The sequence below is a fragment of the Micromonospora sp. NPDC048830 genome (genome assembly GCF_043198215.1).
Lineage (GTDB): Bacteria > Actinomycetota > Actinomycetes > Mycobacteriales > Micromonosporaceae > Micromonospora.
Genome location: NZ_JBICUP010000058.1, coordinates 10477 through 34577 on the forward strand (window position 1 = coordinate 10477; position 24101 = coordinate 34577).

Annotated in this window: 15 protein-coding genes and 4 pseudogenes; 11 read left to right on the forward strand and 8 right to left on the reverse strand. The window is 69.7% G+C overall.

Features of this window, described 5'->3' with window-relative positions:
• Nucleotides 1-122: 122 nt before the first annotated feature.
• Complete coding sequence (locus ACGFIZ_RS30480; RefSeq protein ID WP_393425548.1) at nt 123-935, reverse strand: FG-GAP repeat domain-containing protein; 813 nt, start codon at nt 933-935, stop codon at nt 123-125.
• An 80-nt stretch (nt 936-1015) separates the two neighbouring features.
• Here ACGFIZ_RS30480 and ACGFIZ_RS30485 point away from each other — a divergent pair.
• Together ACGFIZ_RS30485 and ACGFIZ_RS30490 are read left to right on the forward strand one after the other, a co-directional pair.
• Nucleotides 1016-2686: pseudogene (locus tag ACGFIZ_RS30485) on the forward strand (tachylectin-related carbohydrate-binding protein); the annotation flags it as partial.
• Nucleotides 2687-3051: 365 nt separating this feature from the next.
• A complete protein-coding gene (locus tag ACGFIZ_RS30490) occupies nt 3052-3180 on the forward strand; it encodes a hypothetical protein (protein WP_393425588.1) in 129 nt (42 codons plus the stop codon).
• 14 nt (nt 3181-3194) lie between these two features.
• Here ACGFIZ_RS30490 and ACGFIZ_RS30495 read toward each other — a convergent pair.
• The 6 genes and pseudogenes from ACGFIZ_RS30495 to ACGFIZ_RS30520 all read right to left on the reverse strand — a co-directional run.
• Nucleotides 3195-3461: pseudogene (locus ACGFIZ_RS30495) on the reverse strand (IS1380 family transposase); the annotation flags it as partial.
• Between the two features lie 123 nt (nt 3462-3584).
• Nucleotides 3585-4637 carry a 3-oxoacyl-[acyl-carrier-protein] synthase III C-terminal domain-containing protein gene (locus ACGFIZ_RS30500; RefSeq protein WP_393425551.1) on the reverse strand — a complete coding sequence of 351 codons (1053 nt, stop codon included), beginning with the start codon at nt 4635-4637 and terminating at the stop codon, nt 3585-3587.
• A complete protein-coding gene (locus tag ACGFIZ_RS30505) occupies nt 4600-5655 on the reverse strand; it encodes an alcohol dehydrogenase catalytic domain-containing protein (RefSeq protein ID WP_393425585.1) in 1056 nt (351 codons plus the stop codon). The genes ACGFIZ_RS30500 and ACGFIZ_RS30505 overlap by 38 nt, the downstream gene beginning before the upstream one ends.
• 437 nt (nt 5656-6092) lie before the next feature.
• Nucleotides 6093-6290: a thiamine pyrophosphate-dependent enzyme gene (locus ACGFIZ_RS30510; RefSeq protein ID WP_393425554.1), complete on the reverse strand. Its 198-nt coding sequence runs from the start codon at nt 6288-6290 to the stop codon at nt 6093-6095.
• 401 nt (nt 6291-6691) lie between these two features.
• Nucleotides 6692-6956 (reverse strand): annotated as a pseudogene (locus ACGFIZ_RS30515) (WD40 repeat domain-containing protein); the annotation flags it as partial.
• Between the two features lie 142 nt (nt 6957-7098).
• Nucleotides 7099-9069, reverse strand: a complete 1971-nt coding sequence (locus tag ACGFIZ_RS30520) for an ABC transporter ATP-binding protein (protein WP_393425557.1) — start codon at nt 9067-9069, stop codon at nt 7099-7101.
• Between the two features lie 626 nt (nt 9070-9695).
• Between ACGFIZ_RS30520 and ACGFIZ_RS30525 the strand changes: the two genes are divergently transcribed.
• The 3 genes and pseudogenes from ACGFIZ_RS30525 (at nt 9696) to ACGFIZ_RS30535 (ending at nt 15546) form a co-directional block, all read left to right on the forward strand.
• Entirely contained in the window at nt 9696-11090 is a 1395-nt protein-coding gene (locus ACGFIZ_RS30525) for an AMP-binding protein (RefSeq protein ID WP_393425560.1), read from the forward strand.
• Nucleotides 11091-11137: 47 nt separating this feature from the next.
• Nucleotides 11138-12034, forward strand: a pseudogene (locus tag ACGFIZ_RS30530) (acyltransferase domain-containing protein); the annotation flags it as partial.
• A 26-nt stretch (nt 12035-12060) separates the two neighbouring features.
• Nucleotides 12061-15546 carry an SDR family NAD(P)-dependent oxidoreductase gene (locus ACGFIZ_RS30535; protein ID WP_393425563.1) on the forward strand — a complete coding sequence of 1162 codons (3486 nt, stop codon included), beginning with the start codon at nt 12061-12063 and terminating at the stop codon, nt 15544-15546.
• Between the two features lie 31 nt (nt 15547-15577).
• On the opposite strand, the gene ACGFIZ_RS30540 is transcribed toward ACGFIZ_RS30535, so the two are convergent.
• Nucleotides 15578-16411: an IclR family transcriptional regulator gene (locus tag ACGFIZ_RS30540; RefSeq protein WP_393425566.1), complete on the reverse strand. Its 834-nt coding sequence runs from the start codon at nt 16409-16411 to the stop codon at nt 15578-15580.
• A 287-nt stretch (nt 16412-16698) separates the two neighbouring features.
• On the opposite strand from ACGFIZ_RS30540, the gene ACGFIZ_RS30545 reads away from it, so the two are divergent.
• The 6 genes from ACGFIZ_RS30545 to ACGFIZ_RS30570 all read left to right on the forward strand — a co-directional run bounded on the left by ACGFIZ_RS30545 (nt 16699) and on the right by ACGFIZ_RS30570 (nt 23860).
• On the forward strand, nt 16699-17820 hold the full coding sequence (locus ACGFIZ_RS30545) for an ABC transporter substrate-binding protein (protein ID WP_393425569.1): 1122 nt from the start codon (nt 16699-16701) through the stop codon (nt 17818-17820).
• A 25-nt stretch (nt 17821-17845) separates the two neighbouring features.
• Nucleotides 17846-19174, forward strand: coding sequence for a hypothetical protein (locus ACGFIZ_RS30550; RefSeq protein WP_393425572.1), 1329 nt, complete (start codon nt 17846-17848; stop codon nt 19172-19174).
• Complete coding sequence (locus ACGFIZ_RS30555; protein ID WP_393425574.1) at nt 19171-19989, forward strand: ABC transporter ATP-binding protein; 819 nt, start codon at nt 19171-19173, stop codon at nt 19987-19989. Before ACGFIZ_RS30550 ends, ACGFIZ_RS30555 begins: the two co-directional genes overlap by 4 nt.
• The gene (locus ACGFIZ_RS30560) at nt 19982-20821 is read left to right on the forward strand and encodes an ABC transporter permease (RefSeq protein WP_393425577.1); all 840 of its coding nucleotides are present in this window, start codon (nt 19982-19984) and stop codon (nt 20819-20821) included. Before ACGFIZ_RS30555 ends, ACGFIZ_RS30560 begins: the two co-directional genes overlap by 8 nt.
• A gap of 179 nt (nt 20822-21000) precedes the next feature.
• On the forward strand, nt 21001-22269 hold the full coding sequence (locus ACGFIZ_RS30565; protein ID WP_393425579.1) for an amidase: 1269 nt from the start codon (nt 21001-21003) through the stop codon (nt 22267-22269).
• An 85-nt stretch (nt 22270-22354) separates the two neighbouring features.
• On the forward strand, nt 22355-23860 hold the full coding sequence (locus ACGFIZ_RS30570; protein WP_393425582.1) for a CoA-acylating methylmalonate-semialdehyde dehydrogenase: 1506 nt from the start codon (nt 22355-22357) through the stop codon (nt 23858-23860).
• The last annotated feature ends 241 nt before the right edge of the window (nt 23861-24101 follow it).

Below are 24101 nucleotides of genomic sequence, written 5' to 3' on the forward strand. Positions count from 1 at the left end.
GTGGCCCCCGGGGCGGGGCGGGGGGGGGGGGGGGCGCGCGGCCCCCCCCCGCGCTGGGGGGGGGGGGGGGGGGGGGGGCCGGGCCCCCCCCCCCCCCCCCACGTCTCACCCGGGCCGGATGATCAGGAGATCGGGCCGAACTCCGTGGGGTCGCCCCAGGCCGGGCCGCCGCTCCTGGTGCCCGGGTACACCCAGACGTGTCCCGTCGCCGCGTCGCCCGCGACGAGGTCGTCGTAGTCGTTTTGGTCGAATCGGACCGCGGCCAGCTCGTTGCGCCCGGTCCAGCCGCCGCCGAAGATCTCCACCCGGCTGCCGAACGAGCCGCCGCCGGCGACGCCCGGGTAGAGCCACACCTTGCCGGTGGACTTCTCCACGGCGATCAGGTCGTCGTAGTCGTCCCGGTCGAACCGGCCACGTGCCACCGCGCCGAGCGCGTTCCAGTCCGAGGCGTCGATGATCGTGCTCGTACCCCAGCCGCTGTTGCCGTTGCCCGGGTACAGGCGCAGCTTCCCGGTGCTCCTCTCCACGGCCACCACGTCGTCGAACGCGTCACCGTTGAACCGGCCGGCGGTCAGCCGCTCCAGGCCCAGCCAGTTGTGTCCGACCGGGTTCGTGCCGCGACTGCCCCAGTTGGTGCCGGTCGCCGTGCCGGGGTAGAGCCAGAGGCTGCCCGTGCTCAGCTCGATGGCCAGCAGGTCGTCGTAGGCGTCGGCGTTGAACCGGTCCACGGTGAGATCGCGGTACCCGTTCCAGCCGCTGCCGACCACCTTCCGTGGCCCCCAGGTGCCGGCGCCGGTGCCGGGGTAGAGCCACAGGCGCCCGGTGCCCTTCTCGATGCCGATCAGGTCGGCGTACTGGTCGCGGTTGAACTCGCCGGTGACCGCCTCCAGCAGGCCGTGCGGCTGCAGGACGGGAATCCGGCCGACGGGCTGCACCCGGGCGCCGAGCGTGCCGCCGGTGCTGGTGCCGGGGTACAGCCAGACCTGGTCGCCTTCGACGGCGAGCAGGTCGTCGTAGCGTCGGCCTCGTCGGCGCCTCGGCCGGCGCGACCATCTGCAAGGGCGACGCCGGTGGACCGGCGTTCCGCGACATCGCGGGTACGCCCGAGCTGGTCGCGATCAACAGCACCTCCTGGCAGAAGGGCTGCCTGGCCGAGACGGAGACCCGCGACGGCGCCACCGCCACCAGGCTGGACGACCTGGGCGCGTGGATCGGCGAGCAGACCGCCGACGTGGAGATCTTCGGCGTGCTCTCCGACGGCCGACTCACCTACAGCGCCATCGACTCGGCCACCGGCGTGCTGCGCGCCAACCGCACGTCGGCCGCCGCCCTCGGCTTCGCCCCGAAGGCGATGGCCACGCTGAACGAGAACACCATCCTGGTCACCGACACGGGTGGCACCATGTACCGGGTGGACGTCACCGGCTTCGACCCGCTGACCTTCACCGCCAGCTCGGTCATGACCGGCTGGTCGAGCTACGACCGGCTCACCTACGACGGGTACGGCTCGCTCTACGGCATCGTCAGCGGCACCAACGAGCTGCGCCGGCGGACGCTGACCACCGAAAGGCCCACCGACGCGACCCACCTCAGCCGGCCGACCACCATCGCCACCGGTGGCTTCGGACAGAAGACCCTCACGTCGCCCGGCCCGGGGCGGATCCTCGGCAACCACGCCGACGGGCGGCTGCTGTCGTACAAGGCCTACGGTGACGGCGCGGGAGGCTGGACGGTCGCGGCGCTGGCCACGACGGGTTGGGGCGGCTTCACGCACGTGGTCTCGCCCGGCGGTGGCTTCTACTACGCCCGCAGCTCGACCGGCCGGCTGGACCGCTACCGCGACCTCAACCCGTACGACGGTAGCGGCAGCGACATCCAGTCCTTCCCCACCAGCCCGGTGAGCAGCAGCGGCTGGAACCAGTTGCTGCTGTCGGCGCGGCCGTGGAACGGCCTGGTCTCCGTCTTCGGGCTGAACAATGGCCGGCTCTCCTACACCGCGATCGACCCGGTGACCGGCGCGAAGGTGGTCAGCACGGTGTCGGAGCAGACCCTCGGCATCACGCCGAAGGCCCTGGCCACCCTGAACTCGGACACCCTGCTCGTCAACGACACGGACGGCAACCTCTACCGGGTCGACATCACCGGCACCCAGCCGCTCACCTTCACCCGCACCGCCTCCATCGGCACCGGATGGAGCCACGACCGGCTGGTCTACGACGGGTTCGGCTACCTGTTCGGTCAGGCGGGCAGCAAGCTGCTCCGGTACACGGTGACCAAGACCAAGCTGGCGGTCCCCTCCACCGATCTGCCCAACCGGACGGAGGTCATCGCGAGCGGCTTCGGCGTGCTGTCGCTGGCGGCGGCCGGCAAGGGCCGGCTGCTCGCCACGACCAGCGACAACAGGCTCGTCCTGTACACCGTCCCCGACACCGGCGGCTGGAGCCGCTTCGACCCGGCCACCAGCGGCTGGGGCGGGGTGACCTCGCTCTTCTCGCCCGGCGGCGGCCTCTACTACCGGCGGGACAGCGCGGGCGTGGTGACGGGCCACCTGGACAACAGCCCGTTCAACACCACCGGCACCGACCTGACGGCGTACGTGCCCAGCGGGACGGCCAGCGGCGGCTGGGACCCGATCCTCTCGGCCCAGCCGTACGACGCCTGGCCTGACAGCACCCGCCGCTGGTAGGTAGCTGCCAGACAGCAGTGCCCGGCCCGGGGCGCCCGTTCCCAAGGCGCCCCGGGCCGGGCACTGCGTTCGCGGTGTTCTGTCCCACCGGTTCGGTAGCCTCGCGGTCCGGTCCGAGCGATCACGAAGCGGGGTAGGCGATGGTCGACGTCTCTGAAGCGGTCCTGGCGGAGCTCGCGGTGTCCGTCGCGGCTGGTGTGCCCCTGCTCGTGGGCCGGACCCCGTCCGGGCCCGCCGCGCGGTTGGGGCGACTGGGCGCGCCGGACGAGGCGGATCCGCGTTCCGTTGGCGGCCCGTTGCGGGGCGGCCGGGCCCTCCGGGCACCGCGCGCCGCGGAGGCGGATCCGGCGGGGTGGCGGCCTTGCGTGAGCTGGGACCGATGCCGGTCGGTACGGGTGTCGGGCAACCGGTTCGCGTTGATCGAGGGGCGGATTCCCGACGACGTCGACTTCGTCGGCAACGGGCTGGTCGCCGTGGTCGACGCGGTGCCGTGATCCGCACCGGGGTCGCCGACGGCGACGTGAAGGTCCAGCTGAGCGTGCTGGCCGTGGCGGGCCTCCAGGTGCTGGATCGACCCCTGTCCTGTCGGGGTGTCGGTGGCCATGACCTGGTGACGCCAGCCTTCGATGGTGTCGAACAGGGTTAGGTGCGCACCGGGGTGCGGGCGTTCTCGGCGGACGATGAACCGGGTCCTGGCCGGGCAGCCGTCGTCGCCGACCAGGCCGGTGATTTCGCAGCTCTCGGCGCCGTCGCGCACCCGTTCGTCTGTGTCGACCAACGCGGCATGAGGCGGTTTGGCATCACGCCTCGAAAGGCGACGCCGAAGAGCCACAACGTCTTACATCGACCCCTCGCCGTGCTCGTGGCACTTGAGGATCAAGTCAGCGATCCAAGATCGTTAGTTTCGCAGCAACACCGCGGTCACGTGGAGTCCGCAGCCCACCGCCACAATGACGGTGTACGCCGTGTCGATCTCCTCAAAAAAGTAGGACAGATTGACTGGGTAGGTGGCGACGGTCATGTTGCCATGTTCCGCCAATGTGTCCAAATAGGCCTTGGGTCGGATGCGCTCCTGCCAGTGGTCCATGAGGAGGCGGGAACCCTGATGAGTCATCAACGTGAGATCGCTCGGGTTGACGTTATTGCGTTCCAAGAGGCTCTGCACAATGGTGGCGACCGAATCTTTAACGACGCCCGCGAGGTCTTCGATTCCAGTCTGGGTCATATCGTACGTCTGAATCGGCAAATTGGTGACTGGATCGACTGGCATTACGGTGAGCCCGTTGAGATCCATCGTGCGCGTGGTCATGGTCAGACCGTGATATTGGCTGCTGAGGGTGCAAGTAATATGATCAGTGATAACGAATCGATCTGATGGGCCGACGACTGCGGCGCCAGCGGCGTCACCGATGCTGAAGGAGTGGCCCTTCGTGAAGTTCATGTGGCCGCTCCAGTTTGCACCGCAGGCCACCAGTGAGTTTCCTGCAGCCCCGGCAGCGACCGCCTCCGCAGCATGAACCAAACCGAGCAGGAAGTTGCTGTACTCACTGTTGATCGGGACCACCATAACCTCGGGGGGAAGTCGGAGTAGATGGTGGACCTGGTACAAGCTGTTGGGTGTGGCGTACTGGGAGGCCGTCACGTATCCGTAGAGGCGATCGATCTCGCCAGGGGTCAAATTCGCCCGTTCCATGGCAGAATTGGCGGCGCGGACCACGTGTTCCTCGATTGGTTCGCCCTTGGCGAGGACGCGGCGCCGGTCGAGTCCGCGGAAAACGGCAGCCTCGATGACCCCTTGGCTGTTGCGTTGTTGGTTGAGCGACGCGAAAGCGGGATCGTCGTTGCGCCGAACCCCGTCGGGGACCGAGTAGCCGTGTCCGATGATTCCTGCAGTAGGCAGCACATCTATCTCCTCAGTAGGCGATGAGCGGCTTAATAATTCCGTCAGCACGCGTAGCCATGGTGTTGAATGCCTTGACCGCGTCACCGAAGTCGAAGCGATGGGTGGTCATGGGCGTCGGGTCGATCCGCTTGTTCGCCATCAGCCGGAACAGCCGGGCGAGCCGTTCCCCGCCACCGGGACACAGGATTCCGCGGATTACCTTGCCGCCCATGCCGTATCCGAAGGCCACTAGCGGCACGGGTAGCGGAGCGGTGCTGTGCTGCCCGTGGTAACCGGCGTTTACGACAGTTCCTGACGCCTTGGTTGCACGAACGCACTGTTCAAAGGTCTCGTGGGTGCCTAGAGCCTCGATAGCCACGTCGACCCCGAGCTCGCCGACGACCTCACGGATTCTGTTGATCGGGTCCTCGTGGCGAGGGTTGATGACCAGGTCACTGCCGAACCGCGCGGAAAGACGGCTGTTGAGGGGCCGGGTCGCGGTGGTGATGATCATGCCCGCGCCCAGCAGCCGGGCACCCATGGTAGCGGCCAGACCCACCGCTCCCTGGGCGAAAACCGCAACGGTGCCGCCGAGTGGGATTGCCGCCTGTTCGGCAGCGGCCAGGCCCGTGTTCAGCGAGTCCGTCGCGTACAACGCCTCCTCGTCGCTGATTTCCGCCGGGATCCGGGCCAGGTTGTGGTCGGCGTCCGGCACGACGAAATACTCGGCGAGCGTTCCGTCCTGTTGCGCGGTGTATTTGTAGCCGCCCAGGCCGCCCCCGCATTGGTTGGTACCCCGCTGACAGAAGTCGCATCGGCCGCACGGGGTGACGGCACTTGAGGCAACTCTTTCTCCCTCACGGAAGCGTTCCACAGCGGTGCCGACGCGATGGATGATGCCCACGCTCTCATGGCCGAGGATCCGCCCTAGCGGAACTGCCATCGCCCCAGCGGTGGTGTGCACGTCTGTGGGGCACATCATCGACGCCGTCGTCCGCACGACCGCATCCCTTGGCCCAGGCTCGGGAATCGAGCGCTTCACCAAGGCCACCTCGTTGTGACCCACGAGGGCCAGCCCGCTCATCATCTTGGACACCTGCAACTCCTTCAACTCCAATCGAACCGGCTGCTCGTCCTATGGTTCAGCCAGCGGCTCCCGCTGTTCGCGGCGGCATGCCGCAGACTTTCGAGAAGCTGCGCCACGCCGCATGTTCGCTCATTCAAATCAACGGATTACTTGATCGCGGTTCCAGATCGCCGAAATGAACTTGGCTAATTGATCTCATCGTTGCTCGCGCCGGGCGGCACCATAGTCCAGACCATGTCGTCGGCCGGGACCACGGACTCGATGACAACCGGCCGGTCGCTGATCTGTTGGGCCTGCCGGATTACCGAGTCGATGTCCTCGGGCCGGAGGCAACGGATTCCGGCCCACCCGTGTGCCCGGCAAGATGTACGAAATTGGGGCGTGATGCCCTCACGGTCAAGGGTCGAGTGCGAGTGCCTGCCGTCGTAGAACAAGGCCTACCGTTGCCACACCATACCAAAACTGTCATTGTTGATCAGTGCAACTTTGATGGGAACGCGTTCGGCCACACAGGTCGCCAATTTCTGTTGGGTCACCTGAAATGATCCGCCCCCGTCGATGGCCCACGCCTCTGCGTTCCCGATGGCTAGCTTGACGCCCATGGCAGTGGGTATTTGCCATTCCCCCGGGCACACGGGAGGTGATGAGCGATCTGGGCCCCTCGAGGGGCAGGCGCTGTGCGGCCCGCATCTGGCGCTGACCCACTGTGGTCGTGTAGACCGCGTCGTGGGGCGGACTCAGCCGTCGCAGTGCGGGTGTCTGACTCTCGTGCCTGAAGACCACTTGCTGCGAGTCTCCTTTTCTCGACAGTGCCCGGGTAGCGACAACCGGGCAGGCGGCAACTCCCCCTGGTGGGGTTCGTTGACGTTGGCAGGTCAGACACCTGGGATGTTACAGCCACAAATTCCATCGAGACAATAGCCGCCCGGCGAATTCCCATCGAAGTCTGTCTTCGGCCGAATCGAGTCGTTGTAGAAGTAGATCGCAGTCACGTCCGAGAATGTCTAGTTTCAGGGGTTTTGGCGACTCCAGCCACGCCGTCGGGTGAGTAGGCGACGGCGCGTACTCGCCGGTCGTGGCCCGTGAGGACGCGCGCCGTGGTGCTGTTGTCGGCCGGGTCCCAGATGCGGATGGTCCAGTCGGCTGAGCAGCTGGCCAGGCTGCGTTCGTCGGGTGCCCAGGCCAGGCCGTTGACGTAGTTTTGGTGCCCGGCGAGCACGATGCTGGTGTGGGGGTTTTGCCTGTCCCAATCTGTATGGTGCGGTCGTCGGAGCCGGACGGAGGTATCGGCTGCTGGGTGACGTACTCTCGTTCGCTCCACAACCCGGCCCCCCCGGAACACCAGGAGTGGCCCGGGACCCGTTTCGGTTGTGGGTCGTGACCGAATTCGCCCCTGGTCGCGGCCGAGTCGAGCCTTGCCGAACCCGTGTCCGGTGGCCGGCTTCAGGCGGATGTCGTCTGGCGGGGGAGCGGCCCGGTGGTGGCCGGGGTGGCGTCGTAGCCGGCCGCCTGGAGGGTGAACAGCTCGGCGTAGCGGCCGCCGGTCGCCATGAGGTCGTCGTGGCTGCCGGCCTCGACCAGGCGACCGTGGTGCAGCACGTAGATCCGGTCGGCGTGACGGACGTTGGCCAGGCGGTGCGTGATGAGGATCGTGGTGGCGTGGCCCTGCCGGTCGCGGATGGCCTGGAAGAGGGCGTCCTCGGCGCGGGGGTCGAGGGCGGAGGACGGCTCGTCCATGATCAGCAGTTCGGCGTCGCGGAGGAACCCGCGGGCGGCGGTGATGCGCTGCCACTGCCCGCCGGAGAGATCCTGGCCGTTGGCGAAGGTGCGGTCGAGCAGGGTCTCGTACCCGTGGGGCAGTTCGGTGATCATGTCGTGGGCGACGGCGCGGGCGGCGGCGGCCTCGATCCGGTCCTGTCGGGGCTCGGTGTCGACGTCGCCGATGGCGACGTTCGTCGCGGCGGTGAACGGCCACTTGTGGTACTCCTGCGTGACGACCGCGATGCGGGCGCGCAGCGCGTCGGCGTCCCACTCGGACAGCGGCCGGCCGTTCCAGCAGATGCTGCCCTCGCTGGGCGCCCTGAGGGTGGCGATCATCGCGGCGAGGGTCGACTTGCCGGAGCCGTTCTCCCCGACGAACGCCACCGTCTGCCCGGCTTCGATCGTGAGCGTCACCTGGTCGACGGCTGGGACGTCGCGGTCGGGGTAGCGCAGGCTGACGGCGTCGACGGTCACCTCACGCAGCCGATCGGGGACCAGGCCGTCCGTGGCGTCGGCGGCCGGGTCGGGCAGGTAGGCGGTGGCGCGGGCCATGAACCCGGTGTAGTCACGGAAGTGCTGGCCCTCGGTGTAGACACGGTCGACCTGGAAGGTGACGACGGACAGGGACCGTTGCGCGGACTGCACGGCGACGACGCAGGTAGCGGCGGCGGCGAGGGGGATCTGCCCGTCGATCAGCAGCAGCCCGAGCAGGACGTAGACCACGGCGGTGGCGACTCCGGCGATCATCGCCCCGACCGTGGTGGTCGTGGTGACGTGCCGGGCGAGCGCGAGCTGGATGTCGGTCTCCACCCCCATGACCCGGTCGTACTGGTCGAGGAGGAACCGGCGTAGCCCGTAGGAGCGCAGCTCGGGAGCGGAGTCGCGTTCGGCCATCAGTCGGTGCAGCAGCCACATTCGCCGGCGGCGCACCGAGCCCGCCGCATAGGTCTGGTACCGCAGGTGCCCGGCCCGCAGCGCCGCCCAGGCGTTCGGTACGGTGGCCACCAGCAGCGCCACCAGCAGCAGCGGGTGGATCACCACGACGGCGACGGCCACGGCGAGCAGCCCCGCCAGGCCGGCGAGCAGGTTCACCGACGACTGGACCAGCGAGGTCGTCGACTCGGCGCCGCGGGAGGCGCGTTCCATGTCGTCGGCGAACGCGTCGGCGTCGAACGCCTCCAGCCGCACGGCCGTGGTCACCTCGAACAGGCGACGCTCCACCTCCCGGTCCACCTTGGGGCTCAGGCCGTTCTGCGCGTACCCCATGGCGGTGCCCATGCCGGCGCGCAGCGCGGTGACCGCGGCCAGCGCGGCCAGTGCCGGCAGCGCCGCGACGACCCTGTCCGCGGTCGGCCCGCCGGCGAACAGTTCCACCAGCACCCGCTGGGTCGCGAGCAGCCCGAACGCGGACAGCACGCCCGCGCCCACGGTCGTCGCGGCCACCACCGACGTGCGGAGCCGGTCGGCGCGCCAGCTGACCCGCAGCGCGGCCCACACCAGCCGGGGCAACTCGGCGAACACCGCGAACAGGCCCGCCTGCGCCCGCGCCCGCATTCCGGTCTCCCAGAACATCTCCCGCAGCTCGGGTAACACCGAGTCCACCCGCGCCGGCCCCGGTCGCTGAGCGGGAGTACGCCGATCGTCCGTGTCCACACAACCTCCTCGTGCAGCGGGTCGAACCCGAGCACCTGCACCCGGGCGGGACCGCTGCCGTGCAGCACGAATCGCCCGGCGTGCCGCCGGGAACGGGTGCTGACGGGAGTCGGCGCCTCCGGTGCGGGGGAGGACCCACGCCAGCCGAGCCTACGTTCCGCAGCCGGGCGGAGTCACGCGGTGAACGGCGTGTCGAACACGCGTCCCAGCGGCCGGGTGTGTCGTGGCTCGGCGGGTGCGGGGGCCTCCGGGGCGCACCTGGAATCCCGGTCCCGCCAGGTCGCCGGCGGGGCACTATGGCCGGTCGCCGATTTGTCCACACTGGTCGGACGGTCCGGAGGTCGGATGCGTTCGGGGTGGTTTTCCAGCCGCCCAGATCTGGTCTGCGCCGAACAATGTCGATATCGTTACCGGCCAATTGAACGGCCGATGGTCTTTTCGTCGTCTGCCGATCTCCCACGACCCGACAACAGGAGGACGTGCTCGTGGCCTCACCTGCCGATTCGACGGTCACCGGCGACGATGTCGAGCCGCAGCGGCCCATTCCGCGGTTTCTCGTTGAGTTCACGCCCACTCGCTGGCGCCGTAGGCTGAGCCCCTTTTCGCGCGTACCGAAGCACTCCAAGATGGGCGAGACCTGGCACGTGGCGGCCAAGACCGCGCCGGACGAGCTGGTGATCGTCGACCGCCCGCCGGACATCGACCCCGACGGCGCCGAGGCCCGCACCTACACCCAGTGGGCGGAACTCGTCGACCGTGCCGCGGCCTGGCTGCACAAGGCGGGCGTGCGACCGTGGGACCGGGTGGCGATCCTCAAGCAGAACCACCTGGACATCGTCATCCTCGGGTGCGCCATCGCCCGCATCGGCGCCATCCCCTGCATGTTCTCCGGCTCGTACGGGCCCGAGGCGATGATTCCGATGCTGGAGCGGCTGGAGCGGCCGTTCCTGTTGACCGACCAGAAGCACCTCGACAAGTGCGGCATCACCCCGGAGGTGGTGGCGGACCTGACCGTACGGACGATCAGCGTCGACGCGGTCGCCGACCGGCCGGACGTGCTGCACCTGGACGACTTCAAGGACGCGCCTCCGGTCCAGCCGAACATGCGGGAATTCAAGGAGCCGGTGGTCATCACCCACACCTCCGGCACCACCGGCATCCCGAAGCTGGTCATGCACTCCGCCGAGTCCATCTACGCGATGGCGATCGTGGAGACCGAGCGGTGGCCGCGGTTCGGCCTCCGGCGCAGCGACACGGTGGCGTTCTGCGACCCGTACACGCACGAACGGCTCACCACGATGCAGCTGGCGATGGCCGCGGTCGGCCCGCGGGTGCTCTACCTGTCCGACCCGCTCTCGCCCCGGGTACGCGAGCTGCTGGCCGAACACAAGCCGACGCTGGTGGAGGCGCTGCCGAACATCTACCTCGCCTGGGAGCCGCTGGCCCGCGACCCCGCCGGTCTGTTCAGCAACGTGCGGGAGTACGTCAACTCCTTCGACGCCATCCACACCCGGACGATCCGCACGTTCATGGCCGCCACCAAGCGTCGGTTCCCGATCTGGGTCCAGTCGTGGAGCCAGAGCGAGAACGGCGCGCTGTGCATCCGGCCGTTCTTCCGCTTCGTGGTGCGCCGCAAGGGGCACCGGCCGCCGCCGACGCAGCTGATCGGCTGGCCCATCCCGTTCCACGCCAAGATGCGCGCGGTGGACCCGGAGACCGGCAAGGAGGTCCCGCGCGGTCAGGTGGGCCTGATCGAGATCGACCAGCCGGGCCGGTGCCTCGCCTACGTCGGCGAGCAGGACCGGCACGACCTGAAGTGCAACGGCAGGTGGTGGAACACCGGCGACCTCGCGATCATCAACAAGTGGGGCGCGGTGCGGATCGTGGACCGGGAGATCGACCGGATCCCCGGCGGCAGCGCGATCGAGTTCGAGGACCTGATCCTCGACCGGATCGACTACACCACCGAGGTGATCGTCCTGCCGGTCGCCGGCGGCCTGCCGGTACCCGTGGTCAGCTGACCGCCGCGTACGGCGCCGGCCGGCAACGCCCGCTCTGGCTCGGCTCGGTGAAGTCGAACATCGGACACACCCAGGCGGCGGCCGGCGTGGCCGGCGTCATCAAGCTGGTGCTGGCGCTGCGGCACGACCGGCTGCCCCGCACGCTGCACGTCGACGAACCCACCCCGTACGTGGACTGGTCCGCCGGCCCGCTGCGGCTGCTCACCGAGGAGCAACCGTGGCCCGCCGCTGCCCGGCCGCGCCGCGCGGCGGTCTCCTCGTTCGGGATCAGCGGCACCAACGCCCACGTGATCGTCGAGGAGGCACCGCGGGACGAGCCCGCCGGGCCGCCCGACCGGGAGGCCGGGCCGGCGCCGCTGGTGCTGTCCGCGCGGACCGTCCCCGCGCTGCGCGAGCAGGCCCGACGCGTCGACGCCTACCTGCGCGCCCACCCCGACCTGCCCATTCGCGCGGCGGCGGCCGCGGCGGCCAGACGTACCCCGTTCGCACAGCGCGCCGTGGTGCTCCACCGCGACGCCCTCGCGGCGCTCGCCGCCGGGCAGGACACCCCGGCCGTGATCACCGGCACGGCCGCCGAGGGCAGGCTGGCCCTGGTCTTCCCCGGCCAGGGGGCGCAGCGACCCGGCATGGGGCGCGACCTCGCCGCGGCCGAACCGCGGTTCGCCGCCGCCCTGGACGAGGTCTGCGCCGCGCTGGACCGGCACCTGGACCGTCCCGTCCGCGCGGTCATCGACGGCGACGCGGACCTGCTGGAGCAGACCCGGTACACCCAGCCGGCGCTGTTCGCCGTCGAGGTGGCGCTGTACCGGCTGCTGCGACACTGGGGCGTCCGGCCGGACTTCGTCCTCGGCCACTCGATCGGGGAGATCACCGCCGCCCACGTGACCGGCGCGCTGTCGCTGGACGACGCCGCCCGCCTCGTCACCACCCGCGGTCGGCTGATGCAGGCGCTGCCCCCCCCGGCGGCGCGATGGTCGCGATCCAGGCCACCCCGCAGGAGGTCGAGCCGCTGCTCGCCGCCCCGGCCGCGCGGGTCGGGCTCGCCGCCGTCAGCGGCCCGACCTCGGTCGTCGTCGCCGGCCCGCACGACGCGGTGCAGGCCGCCGCCGACGTGTTCGCCGCACAGGGCCGCAGGACCAGCCGGCTGCGCGTCAGCCACGCGTTCCACTCTCCGCTGATGGAGCCGATCCTCGCGGACCTCGCCAAGCTGGAGGCGGACCTCACCCACCGGCCGCCGGAGATCCCACTGGTCGCCAACGAGACGGGCCTGCCGGTGGACATGATCACGCCGGGGCACTGGAGCCGGCACGCGCGGCGACCGGTGCGGTTCGCGCAGAGCGTGCGCCGCCTACGTGAGCAGGGGGTGAAACGGTTCCTGGAGGTCGGGCCCGGCGGCGCGCTGTCGGCCATGGTGCTCGACTGCGTCGGCGACCTGGACGCCACCGACGACACGGGCGACCCGACGCTCGCCGTGCCGCTGCTGCGCACCGGGCGCGACGAACAGGACTCCGCCCGGGAGGCGGTGGCCCGCCTGTTCGCCGGCGGCGTGGACGTCGACTGGGCGGCGCTGGTCGGCGGGGACGTCCCGCCCGTGGAACTGCCCACCTATCCGTTCGAGCACCGGCGGTACTGGCTGACGCCGTCGGCCCGGCCGCTGGTCGGGGAGCCGGTCGAGACGCTGGACGCCTCGGGCGACGCCGGCCTCACCCTGACCGGTGAGCTGTCGATCGCCGCCCAGCCGTGGCTCGCCCAGCACCGCGTGGGCGGGGCGGTCGTCGTACCGGGCGCGCTGCTGGCCGAGCTGGCGGCCCGCGCGGGAGACCACGCCGGCTGCCCCGAGGTGGCGGAACTCCTGCTGCAGGCGCCGCTGGTGCTCCCCGAGACCGGCGTCGTCGAGACCCGGGTGGTCGTCGCCGGGGTGGACGGCGACCCGACCCGCCCGCTGACGATCCACGCGCGCCCACCCGCCGGGACGTGGACCCCGTACGCGACGGGAGCCGTCGCCGCGGCGCGGACCAGCGACGCGACCCGGTTGAAGCTGTGGCCGCCGCCGGGCGCGGCGCCGCTGGATACGGACGGCTTCTACGACCGGCTGCGCGCCGGCGGCTACGACTACGGCCCGGTGTTCCAGGGCGTCGGCCGGGCGTGGCAGCGGGGCGACGAGATCTTCGCCGACGTGACGCTGCCCGCCGAAGCCGCCGGTACGACCGAGCGGTTCCTGCTGCACCCGGCGCTGCTCGACGCCGCGCTGCACGCTCTCGGCCTGCTCGACGCCGCGCTGCACGCTCTCGGCCTGCTCGACGACGCCGGCGGAGACCGCGGGATCGCGCTGCCGTTCTCCTGGGCCGGCCTGCAGGTGCACGCCCGGGGCGCCACGGCGCTGCGCGTCCGGCTGACCCGCGACGGCGACGGTGTCGACGTCGTCCTCGCCGACCCGTCCGGTACGCCGGTCGCCACGGTCCGGCACGTCGCGCTGCGGCCGATAACCCCCGACCGGCTCGCCCTCGGGCCGTCCGCCGGTGGGCCGGGCAGCGGGTACGAGCTGCGCTGGGTGCCGACGGCTCCGGTCCGATCCGACCAGCCGGTCGTCTGGCTCGACGAGTTGGCGGACGTCGACGACGTTCCCGACGTCGTCTTCACCGAACTGCCCCCGGGCGGCGACGACCCGCAACCCGTCGTCGCCGCCGCGCTCGACCTGGCACACCGCTGGCTGGCCGATCCCCGGTACGGCACCGCCCGGTTGGCGGTGGTGACCCGGTGGGCCGTCGGTGACCGGCCCCGGGACCTGGCTCAGGCGGCGGCGTGGGGGCTGCTGCGGTCGGCGCAGTCCGAGCACCCCGGCCGGTTCGCGCTGGTCGACCTGGACGACGACCCGGCGTCGCGGCAGGCGCTCGGAGCGGCCGGCGCCGCTGGCGAGCCGCAGGTCGCCGTCCGGACCGGTGGGCTGCTCGTGCCCCGGCTGCGCCGGCCGGACCCCGCCGACAGCCTCACTCCGGAGAGCGGGACCCCCGCCGATCCGGCGGCCGTCACCCGCGCCGGGCCGCGACCGTGGAACCCGCAGGGGACCGTCCTCGTCACGGGCGCGACCGGCGCCCTCGGCCGCCTCGTGGCGCGGCACCTGGTCGAGCGGGGCAGGAGCCGGCACCTGGTGCTCACCTCCCGGCGCGGGCCCGACGCCCCCGGTGTCGCCGACCTGGTCGGTGAGCTGTCCGCGCTCGGCGCGGAGTCGGTGCGCGCCGTCGGCTGCGACATCGCCGACCCGGCGGCCCTGGCCGACCTGCTGGCATCCATCCCCGCCGAGCATCCGCTCACCGCGGTGCTGCACCTCGCCGGCGTGCTCGACGACGGGGTCGTCGAGTCGCAGACCCCGCAGCGGGTGGCCGAGGTGCTGCGGCCGAAGGCGGACGGCGCCCGGCGGTTGCACGAGCAGACCCGGGGCGCGGACCTGGCCGCGTTCGTGCTCTTCTCCTCCGCCGCCGGCCTGCTCGGTTCGCCCGGGCAGTCGGGCTACGCCGCCGCCAACGCCTACCTCGACGCCCTCGCGCAGCACCGGCGCGCCCAGGGACTGCCGGCGCAGTCGCTGGCGTGGGGCCTGTGGGAGCTGCCGGACGGGATGGCCGAGCAGGTCGGCGCCACCGGCCTGCGCCGGATGCGCGGGATCGGGCTGACGCCGTTGCCGCCGCGGCGCGGACTGGATCTGCTGGATCGGGCGCTGGACTCGGACGCGGCGACGCCGGTCCTCGTCGACGTGGACGGCGCCCTGCTCGGCGGGCAGGACCGGCGGTCGGTGCCGGCCGTGCTGCACGGCCTGCTGGGCACGGACCCCGGCTGGGACGTCACCGGCCCGGCGGGGCCGGCCACCGCGTCGGTCGACCCGGGAACCGGCGGCGCGCCCGGGCCGGCCGGCGGCACCCGGCCGGGGGGCACGGACCTGGCCAGGGCCCTGCCGGGGCTCGCTCCCGCCGATCAGGACCGGCTGCTGCGCGAGACCGTGCTCGCCGAGGTCGCCAGGGTCCTCGGCCATTCGTCGACGGCCGACCTGGACGGCGCCCGGAGCCTGACCGAGCTCGGATTCGACTCGCTGACCGGGGTGGAGCTGCGCAACCGCCTCGCGGCCGTCACCGGGCTCACGCTGCCGGCGACGGTGGTCTTCGACTACCCGAGCGTGCGGGAACTCGTCGGCTACCTGCGCGGCGAGCTGCTGCCCGAGCAGGCGTCCACCGCGCTCGGCGTGCTGGAGGAGCTGACCCGCCTGGAGTCCAGCCTGGCCAACCTCACCCTGGACGGCGTGGCGCGCAAGCGGCTCGCGGACGCCCTGAGCCAGTTGCTGTCACTGGTCGACACGGAGTCGGACAAGGTCGACGCGGCGAAGGAGGACTTCCACGACCTGCTCGACCAGACGAGTAGTTCCGATGTCAGGGGTCGATGTCTGGGCATGACGAGAGGGTGTCGATGATCATGTTGTGACGCAAGATCTCGACACCGTCTCACCCAAAGGCGTGAATGCCGGCTTCCCCTCGTTGGTCGCGATCTGCCGGTGAAGCGGCCTTCCGGACCGCCTCCGCGTACGAGCGACAACCGAGAGCCCCGGATACGTCGGTAGCCGCCTGGATCACGAGGGTCCGCGTGCGCTCGGACATGTCGTCGATGACCGACGGGACGGGGCCGGCGACCGAGATCGCGGCTCTGAACTCGTGCTTCTGATCGAATATGGGCGCTCCGACGGCGGCGATCCCCGGCACGACGTCATCGACTGAGACGCAGTATCCGTTGCCCCGGATCTTCACGAGCTCGGCTCGCAGAGCGTCGGCGGTAGGGGTCGACGGCGTGAAGACGTCGAGCGACGGCTGGCCGAGGAATTCCTGCTGAACCTGCGGGTCCGCGTAGGCGAGGAGGACGCGCGCGCCTGAGCCGCCGTGGAGCGGAACGGACCCCCCTCGAGGCAGGATCATCACCTGGATCTGTTGCCCGTCGAGTCGCTCGAGGCACACGGCTCGCAGTCCCCGTCGTACCGTGAGAAAGACCGTCTGTCCGGTCTCGCGACTCAGGCGTTCCATCGCGGGCTTGGCGCTGGACTGCAGGTCCGCGAAGCGAGCCGCGACGATTGTGCCGAGCTCGAAGAGGCGTCCGCCGAGATGGTAGGAGCTTCCATCCGCGGTCGGCTCGAGATAGCCGTATTGCACGAGGTTGCGGATCAGGCGGTAGACCGTTCCGCGTGGTTCGTCGATCGCCGCGGAGATCTCCGCCGGCGTGGCCTGCCCCGCGTCGGCGAGATGGTCCAGGACCGCCACCGCCTTGTCGAGCACCTTGATGGAAGTCATGGGCAATTTCTCCAGGGCGCGAGTACTGTTGGCGCGATGTAGGCAGAGTGCCCACATCGTAACACGCATCTCCGGCCCGGCGAAGGTGGCCGGGTGGCCGCGCCCGCCTTCGGCGCCTTCGCATCCGCCTCGTCGCACCCTGACTCGGTTCGCTGCCTGGTCAGGCCCTTGATCAAGCTGTTGACACCTGCCCGGCCCGGCTTTAGGGTCGCTGTCGTCACGATGTAGACAGACTGCCCACATCGTGAAAACGCCAGAAGTTCAGAGTCGAGCGAAGGGTGGCCAGGATGTCCATCACGCACCGAAGACGAGCCTTGTTCGCTGCTTTTCTCAGCCCGCTGTTGACCGTGTCGCTTGCCGGCTGCATCGATCCTCCGAATGGCTCCGGCAGGTCCGACGGGGCGGAGGGACTCAAACAGATCTCGGTCGGTGTGCCCACGATCATGGGGCCGAACAACAGCCCGATCGCGGTCGCGCAGGGCCTGGGTTACTTCGCCGACGAGGGCCTCGACGTCCGGTTCGTCACGACCGGCGGTAGCGCGGAGAGCGTGCAGAGCACCCTGACCGGCCAAATCGACATCGGCAGTTCCACGTCGGAACCGATCTACCAGTTGGCCGAGCGCGGCAAGTCCGGCGAAGAACTGGTGATGGTCTACAACTATCTCCGTGCGCCCACCGGAAGCATCGCCGTGCGCGCCGACTCGCCGATCCGGGGCCTCGGTGACTTCGCCGGCGCCACGATCGGCGCCGACAGTCTGGGCAGTGGCAACGTACTGCTCGCCGAGGGAATCCTCCAGCTCGGCGGGGTCGGCGCCGACGACGTCGACTTCGTGGCCACCGGAACCGGCGCGCCGGCACTACAGGCTCTGAAGTCGGGGAAGGTCGACGCCCTCTCGCTGTGGGACACCGAGTACGCCGCGATGGAGAAGTCCGGCATGAAACTGCGGTTCTTCAGCCACGACAAGATCGACCCGCTGTTCTCCACGACCTTCTTCGTGACACCGGACTTCCTGAAGAACGAGTCCAAGACCGTGGCCAGCTTCGGCAGGGCGATGGCCAAGGCGACGGTCTTCGCGTCGGAGAATCCGGCCGCCGCCCTTCAGGTGATGTACTCGGAGTATCCCGAGACACGGGTGGCGGGCAAGTCGCTCGAGGAGCAGCTCGACACCGATCTGACGGCATTCCGCGCACGACTCGAGCGGCTGACCGCCGGTGATCCGGCGGCCAACTCGAGCTGGGGGAGGTACCCCGACGGGGCGGTTCAGGCATGGCTGGACTTTGCCCTGACGGCCGGCATCGTAAAGAAGAAGCTCAGTCCCACGCCGCTCTACACGAACGATCTCGTGCCGGAGTACAACGACTTCGACGCACAGACCGTCGCGAAAGAGGCGCAGACGTGGAAGCCATGATCCGGACCCACGAAGGGGCCAACCCGTGACCATCCTCGATGACCTGGCGGCAATCCCTGTCGTCGACCACCACTGTCATATCGGCATGGACACCTACCAGGATTCCCGGGGCCGCCTTCGGGACGCCGACAGTCACGAGAAGGCGTACGCCCGCGGTTACGTCGAGGCCCGGATCGGTCCCGATGCGTACACCCGCTGGCTCGACGCCGAGCGCCGCCAGGACGCGGCCGAACTGGCGGACCTCGAAGAGACCTGTGGGATCAGCGGCCTGCTCCAGCGCGCCCTCCGGTATCGGGAGACCACGGTCTTCGCGGAGAGCCTCGCCGAGGGGCACAGGTTCCTGGACGCCCAGGTCGGCTTCGACTACCGCTCGCCCCGCGCCCGGAGCGACGTCCGCGCGCTCTTCGACCGGACGCTCGATCTGGTCGACTGTCCCGTCGTCCTGACGGATGTACGAGCCATGCCCGAGGAACTCGCCGACTCACCGCGCTACCGGTGGGTGATGCGGATCGACGGTTACCTCTACCCGTTTCCCCTCGGGCGAACCGGGCAGCGCGGCGAGGAGGTCGAATCCTTCACCGCACGGTTCCGGGCCGATCTCCAGGCGCGACTGAACGAGCTCGGGTTGGACCAGGCTCCCACGTCCTTCGCGGCCTACCTGGAGTTCCTGACCTCGTCGATCAGGTACGTCGTCGCCAACGGCGCCGTCGGTTTCAAGATCGCCTCTGCGTACACGCGGAGCCTCGCGTTCGTGCCGCGCGGCTACCGGGAGGCTGAGTCCGCGTGGAACCGCGCCGTCGCGGGTTCGTTCGAGGATCGGGCAGTCTACGAGGACTACCTCGCGTTCCATGTGTTGCGCCAGATCGCGACGTGGCGGCTCCCCGTACAGATCCATGTCGGGTCGGGGCACGGCGAGCCCGGCATGGCCTACGCGGGGGCCCGCCCCCGGCTGCTCCAGTCCGTGTTCGATCAACCCGAGTTTTTCGGGATCCCGTTCGTGCTGATCCACGGCGGCTACCCCTACTGCAGCGAAACCGCGATCATGGCGCACACCTACGGCAACGTCTACCTGGACTTCTCCTGGATGCCGTACCTGCACCGCACGCACCTTGTGAGCCGACTCAACGAGTGGCTCGAGTTCCTGCCCGCGAACAAGGTCATTTTCGGTACCGACACCGGGCTGCCCGAGATGCACGTGGCCGCCGTCCGCAACGGACGGTGGGCCGTCGCCAGGGCGCTTGAGCGCGGGCGGTCGAACAACCTGTGGGCGGGCGAGCGGGCCGTGTGGCTGGCCGAACGGGTGCTCAAGGACAACGCACTCGAGATCTATTCCGAACTGGGGGTAGCAGCATGAGCACGACGGCACAGCACCTGGCGACGAACGGGGAAGGTGCGCAGACCCGGCCGCTCATCTCCATCCGCGACCTGAGTAAACGGTACGAGACGAAGAAGGGCGCCACGGTGGCGCTCGATGGGATCGACCTGGACATCGCCGAGGGCGAGTTCGTGTCGGTCGTCGGACCGAGCGGATGCGGTAAGACCACGCTGCTGAAGATTCTTGCCGGTCTGGAAGAGCGCACCGCTGGCGATGCCCTGTTGGGGGGAGCACCCATCACCGGCCCGCGCAACGACATCGGCATCGCGTTCCAGGGATCGGTGATGCTCCCCTGGCGCAGGATCATCGAGAACGTGCTGCTTCCCGTCGAGCTCAACGAGAAGCCGACGCCGGCACACCGGGAGCGAGCCCACTCGTTGCTCGCGCTCGTGGGGCTGAGCGAATTCGCGGACTCCTACCCCAACGAACTCTCCGGGGGAATGCAGCAGCGAGCGGCGATCTGCCGTGCCCTGGTGCACGACCCGTCCCTGCTGTTGTTGGACGAGCCGTTCGGGGCGCTGGACGCCCTCACCAGGGAGCAGTTGAACGTCCAGCTCAACTCGGTGTGGGAGCAGAGCGGGAAGACCGCCCTACTGATCACCCACAGCATCTCGGAGGCGGTGTACCTGTCCCAGCGGGTGGTGGTCATGAGCCCGCGCCCCGGACGCATCGTGGACGTCGTCGAGGTGCCGTTCGGCCGCAAGCGAGGACCGGAGATCCTCACCGACCCGAAGTTCGGCGAGGCCGCCGACAAGATCAGGCAGCACTTCAACGGGGAGCGAAAGAATGGCTAGCACCACTACGACCCGCGTGATGACACCGTCCCGCGCCCAGGGTTCCGCCAAGAGCCGTGGGATCGCGTCCCGGCGGCACCTTCCGCCGCTCGCCTTCCTGGTGGTGCTCCTCGTGGCCTGGGAGTACGTGCCCAGGGCACTCGGCATCCCGTCGTTCATCTTTCCGCCGCTCGGTGAAGTCCTCCAGGCGTTGACCGATCCCGGCGCGACGAGGAGCTTCCTCTACCACACCCAGGTCACGCTCATCGAGGCGTTCAGCGGGCTGGCGATCGGAACCGTGCTCGGCCTGGTGCTCGGGGTCGTACTGGTCGAGGTCGACATCCTGAACCGCATGATCTACCCGTACATCGTCGCCATCCAGTCGATCCCCAAGGTCGCCATCGCGCCCCTGTTCGTCATCTGGTTCGGGTTCGGGCTGACCTCGAAGGTCGTCGTGGTCGCGCTGCTCGCGTTCTTCCCGGTGCTCCTCGGCACGATGTCGGGAATCAGAAGTGTGAGCGCCGAGCACATCGCGCTGTTCAAGGTGCACCGGGCCACCCGGGGGCAGATCAGGCGCAAGCTGTTGCTTCCCAGCGCCCTGCCCAGCATCTTTACGGGCTTCGAGATGGCCGTGGTCTTCTCCACCCTCGGCGCGATCGTCGGGGAGTTCGTCGGTGCCCAGGCGGGCCTCGGAGTGCTCATCCTCCAGGCGCAGTACCGGATGAACACCGGCGCCGTCTTCGCCTGCCTGCTGATCCTGTGCGCGGTCGGCATCACGCTGAACGTGATCGTCCGATTCGTCCGTCGCCGCATCCTCTACTGGGTCCCCGGTGAGAAGTCCCTGAAGGTCTGAGCACCGGAAACCCTTACACGGAAAGGCTGAATCCGATTACTGTCCAAGCGCCTCGAGAAGCGTCCGGGCCTCGACGGTCGGTGCCGGTCGCCGCGGCCGGATGCGTCACGCCCGGTTCCGGGGACAGCGACCAGGGGATCGTCGAGTCGGCGCGGAGGCTGCGCGCGGGATCCGTGACAGTGACCGAACTCGTGGAGACCTCGCTCAACCGTTGCGCGGACATCGAGCGGCACGTCCACGCGTTCGCCCACATCGACGCCGCGCAGGCCAGGGCGCGAGCGGCCGAACTCGACGCCATGCTGGACGCCGGATACCAGCCCCGGTCACCGCTGTTCGGTATTCCCCTCGCCGTCAAGGACGTCATCGATGTGGCGGGAATGCCGACGCGGGCAGGGTCGCGTCTGTTCAGCGGCGCACCGGCAGCGGATCACGACGCGACGGTGGTACGTACCCTGCGTGCCGCCGGAGCGGTCCTGATCGGCAAGACGCACACCCACGAGATGGCCATGGGAACGGTCACGCCGACGACGCGGAATCCCCACGACCTCACCCGCATCGCGGGCGGTTCCAGCGGAGGGTCCGCAGCCGCAGTCGCCGCCGGGGAAGTCCTGGGCGCACTCGGCACCGACACCGGCGGATCGATCAGGATCCCGGCAGCGCTCTGCGGCGTCGCCGGCCTGAAGCCGCGTACCCACTCGGTCGACATGGCCGGCCAGATCCCGCTGTCGCCGATAGCCGACTCGTGCGGTCCCCTGGCGGCGAACGTGCGGGACCTGTCCGCCCTCTGGTCCGCCATGTCGGGGCGGCCGACGACCGCCGTCGACGTGGACCGCCTCGGCGTCCTGGCCCCGGCGGACCTCGGCGACGTGGAGTCCGCCGTCGGCATCGCCTACGAGCACCTCGGCGAGAGCCTGGCGCGGCACAGCCGGGTGTCGACGGTAACGGTCCAGGTCCCGGCCTTCGACGAATGGTATCCCGTCCGGCTGGTCCCGCTCTTCGCCGATGCCTACCAGGCCCACCACGCAGCCGGCTGGTATCCGGCCGGACGGGGACTCTACAGCCGTGGCCTCAGGACCGTTCTCGACGCGGCGGCGCAGCACACCGCGGCTGACCTGCTGGCCGCGTGGAAGACCCTCACGCACCTGGCCGAGCGTCTGATGGCGGCCTTCTCGGTGTGCGACGCGCTCGTGCTGCCGACCGTCCCGACCACCGCGCCGTTGCGCACCGCCGTCGACGACGATTCGCGTCCGCGCGCCGAACTCACCGGTGCCAGCCGCCAACTGACCCGCTTCTGCGCGCCCGTCAACTGGTCTCCACTGGCCGCGGTCACCGTTCCCTTCGGGACAGACGAGCGAGGACTCCCGGTCGGGATGCAGTGCGTGGCCCTGGACGAGGAACGAGCGCTGTCCGCAGCCCGGTTGGTCGAGGGACTGGCCGGCACGCACTGAACACCCCACGCTCGCCCGAGGCGGGCCGGCCGGCCGGAACGTCGGGCCGGTAACTCAACCTGCCAACCGAACTGGAGGATCGAACGTGAGTGACCCGAACAAGCCGACGCTCGGACATTGGATCAACGGACGTCGGGTGATCAGCGAAACCGCGCGCCGGGCGGCCGTCTTCGATCCCGCGCTCGGAGCGGCCACGAGAGAGGTGGTTCTGGCCGACGCCACCGAGACCGCCGCCGCGGTCGAGGCAGCCAGGCGCGCCTTCGAGGAATGGTCTCAGCTCTCGGCCGCCAGACGGCAGACGGTGGTCTTCCGGTTTCGCGAGCTGCTGAACAGCCGTAAGGAGGAACTCGCGCGGATCATTACCGGTGAGCACGGCAAGGCCGTGTCCGACGCGGCGGCCGAGGTGCAGCGCGGACTTGAGGTCGTCGACCTCGCGACCGCGTTCCCACACCTGACCAGCGGACGTTACGCACAGAACGTGTCCACCGGCGTCGATGTGCATTCCGTACGGCAACCACTCGGTGTGGTTGCCGTGATCAGCCCGTTCAACTTCCCGGCGATGGTGCCCCTGTGGTTCACCCCCATCGCGATCGCCGTCGGCAACACGGTGGTGCTCAAGCCGAGTGAGCGGGTGCCGTCGGCGGCGCTCTGGCTGGCCGAGCTCTGGAAGGCCGCCGGGCTCCCCGACGGGGTGTTCAACGTTCTCCAAGGCGACCGCGTCGCTGTCGAAGCCCTGCTGCACCATCCGGACGTACAGGCGGTCTCCTTCGTCGGGTCGACGCCGGTAGCGCGTTCGATCTACGAGTCCGCAGCGCGGGTCGGAAAACGCGTTCAGGCCTTCGGTGGCGCGAAGAACCACATGCTCGTGCTTGCCGACGCCGACCTCGACGCCGCAGCGGACCAGGCGGTGTCCGGTGGATTCGGGTCGGCGGGCGAAAGATGCATGGCCATCTCCGTCGTCCTTGCCGAGGAGTCGATCGCCGACGAGCTGAACGCGCGGATCCAGGAGCGGGCCGCGAGGCTGCGTGTCGGCGACGGCCGCACCGACCCGGACATGGGCCCGCTGATCACCCGCCAGCACCGGGACCGGGTGGCCAGCTATATCGACATCGCCGAACGCGACGGCGCCACAGTGCTGGTGGACGGCCGCCACTGCCGGGTGGACGGCCACGAGAACGGTTTCTGGCTCGGCCCCACGCTCCTGGACGGGGTTCCGACGACCTCGAAGGCGTACGAGGACGAGATCTTCGGCCCCGTGCTCGCGGTGGTCCGCGTGAAGGACCTCGACGAAGGGCTACGTCTCATCAACTCCAGCCAGTTCGGTAACGGGACGGCCATCTTCACCAACGACGGCCGCGCCGCCCGACGCTTCGAACGCGAGGTTCAGGTTGGCATGGTCGGAGTGAACGTCCCGGTTCCCGTACCGGTCTCCTACTTCGCCTTCGGCGGCTGGAAGGACTCACTTCTCGGTGATGCTCCCGCGTACGGTCCGGAAGGGTTCGCGTTCTTCACCCGTCAGAAGGCGGTCACCTCACGGTGGGTCACCTCGACGCGTAGCTCGCTGAGCATGGGGTTCCCCGAGAACGACTGAACGGGCGACACGTGCGGGGGCGCACCGAGACGGGCCGATGCCCAGACCAGAGACTGGATCTGCCATCGTCCGGTGCGCCCCGCCTCCTCGGCCGACCGTTCTCCTACTGCTCCCTGACACCCTTGGGCCGAACCCTTGAGGACGACGTCTAGTCGCAACGCCGCTCGGTTAAGGTCCGGCGGGTGTTTCGCAATGGTTTGTGATGATGTCGATCGCGATGGTGGCTTTGTAGCTATGCCGG

Coding starts and splice junctions, on each gene's coding strand:
- ACGFIZ_RS30535 (WP_393425563.1), top strand. CDS start 12,061: ATGGTCGCGATCCAGGCCACCCCGCAGGAGGTCGAGCCGCTGCTCGCC.
- ACGFIZ_RS30555 (WP_393425574.1), top strand. CDS start 19,171: ATGAGCACGACGGCACAGCACCTGGCGACGAACGGGGAAGGTGCGCAG.
- ACGFIZ_RS30560 (WP_393425577.1), top strand. CDS start 19,982: ATGGCTAGCACCACTACGACCCGCGTGATGACACCGTCCCGCGCCCAG.
- ACGFIZ_RS30525 (WP_393425560.1), top strand. CDS start 9,696: ATGGGCGAGACCTGGCACGTGGCGGCCAAGACCGCGCCGGACGAGCTG.
- ACGFIZ_RS30545 (WP_393425569.1), top strand. CDS start 16,699: ATGTCCATCACGCACCGAAGACGAGCCTTGTTCGCTGCTTTTCTCAGC.
- ACGFIZ_RS30540 (WP_393425566.1), bottom strand. CDS start 16,411: ATGACTTCCATCAAGGTGCTCGACAAGGCGGTGGCGGTCCTGGACCAT.
- ACGFIZ_RS30505 (WP_393425585.1), bottom strand. CDS start 5,655: ATGATGAGCGGGCTGGCCCTCGTGGGTCACAACGAGGTGGCCTTGGTG.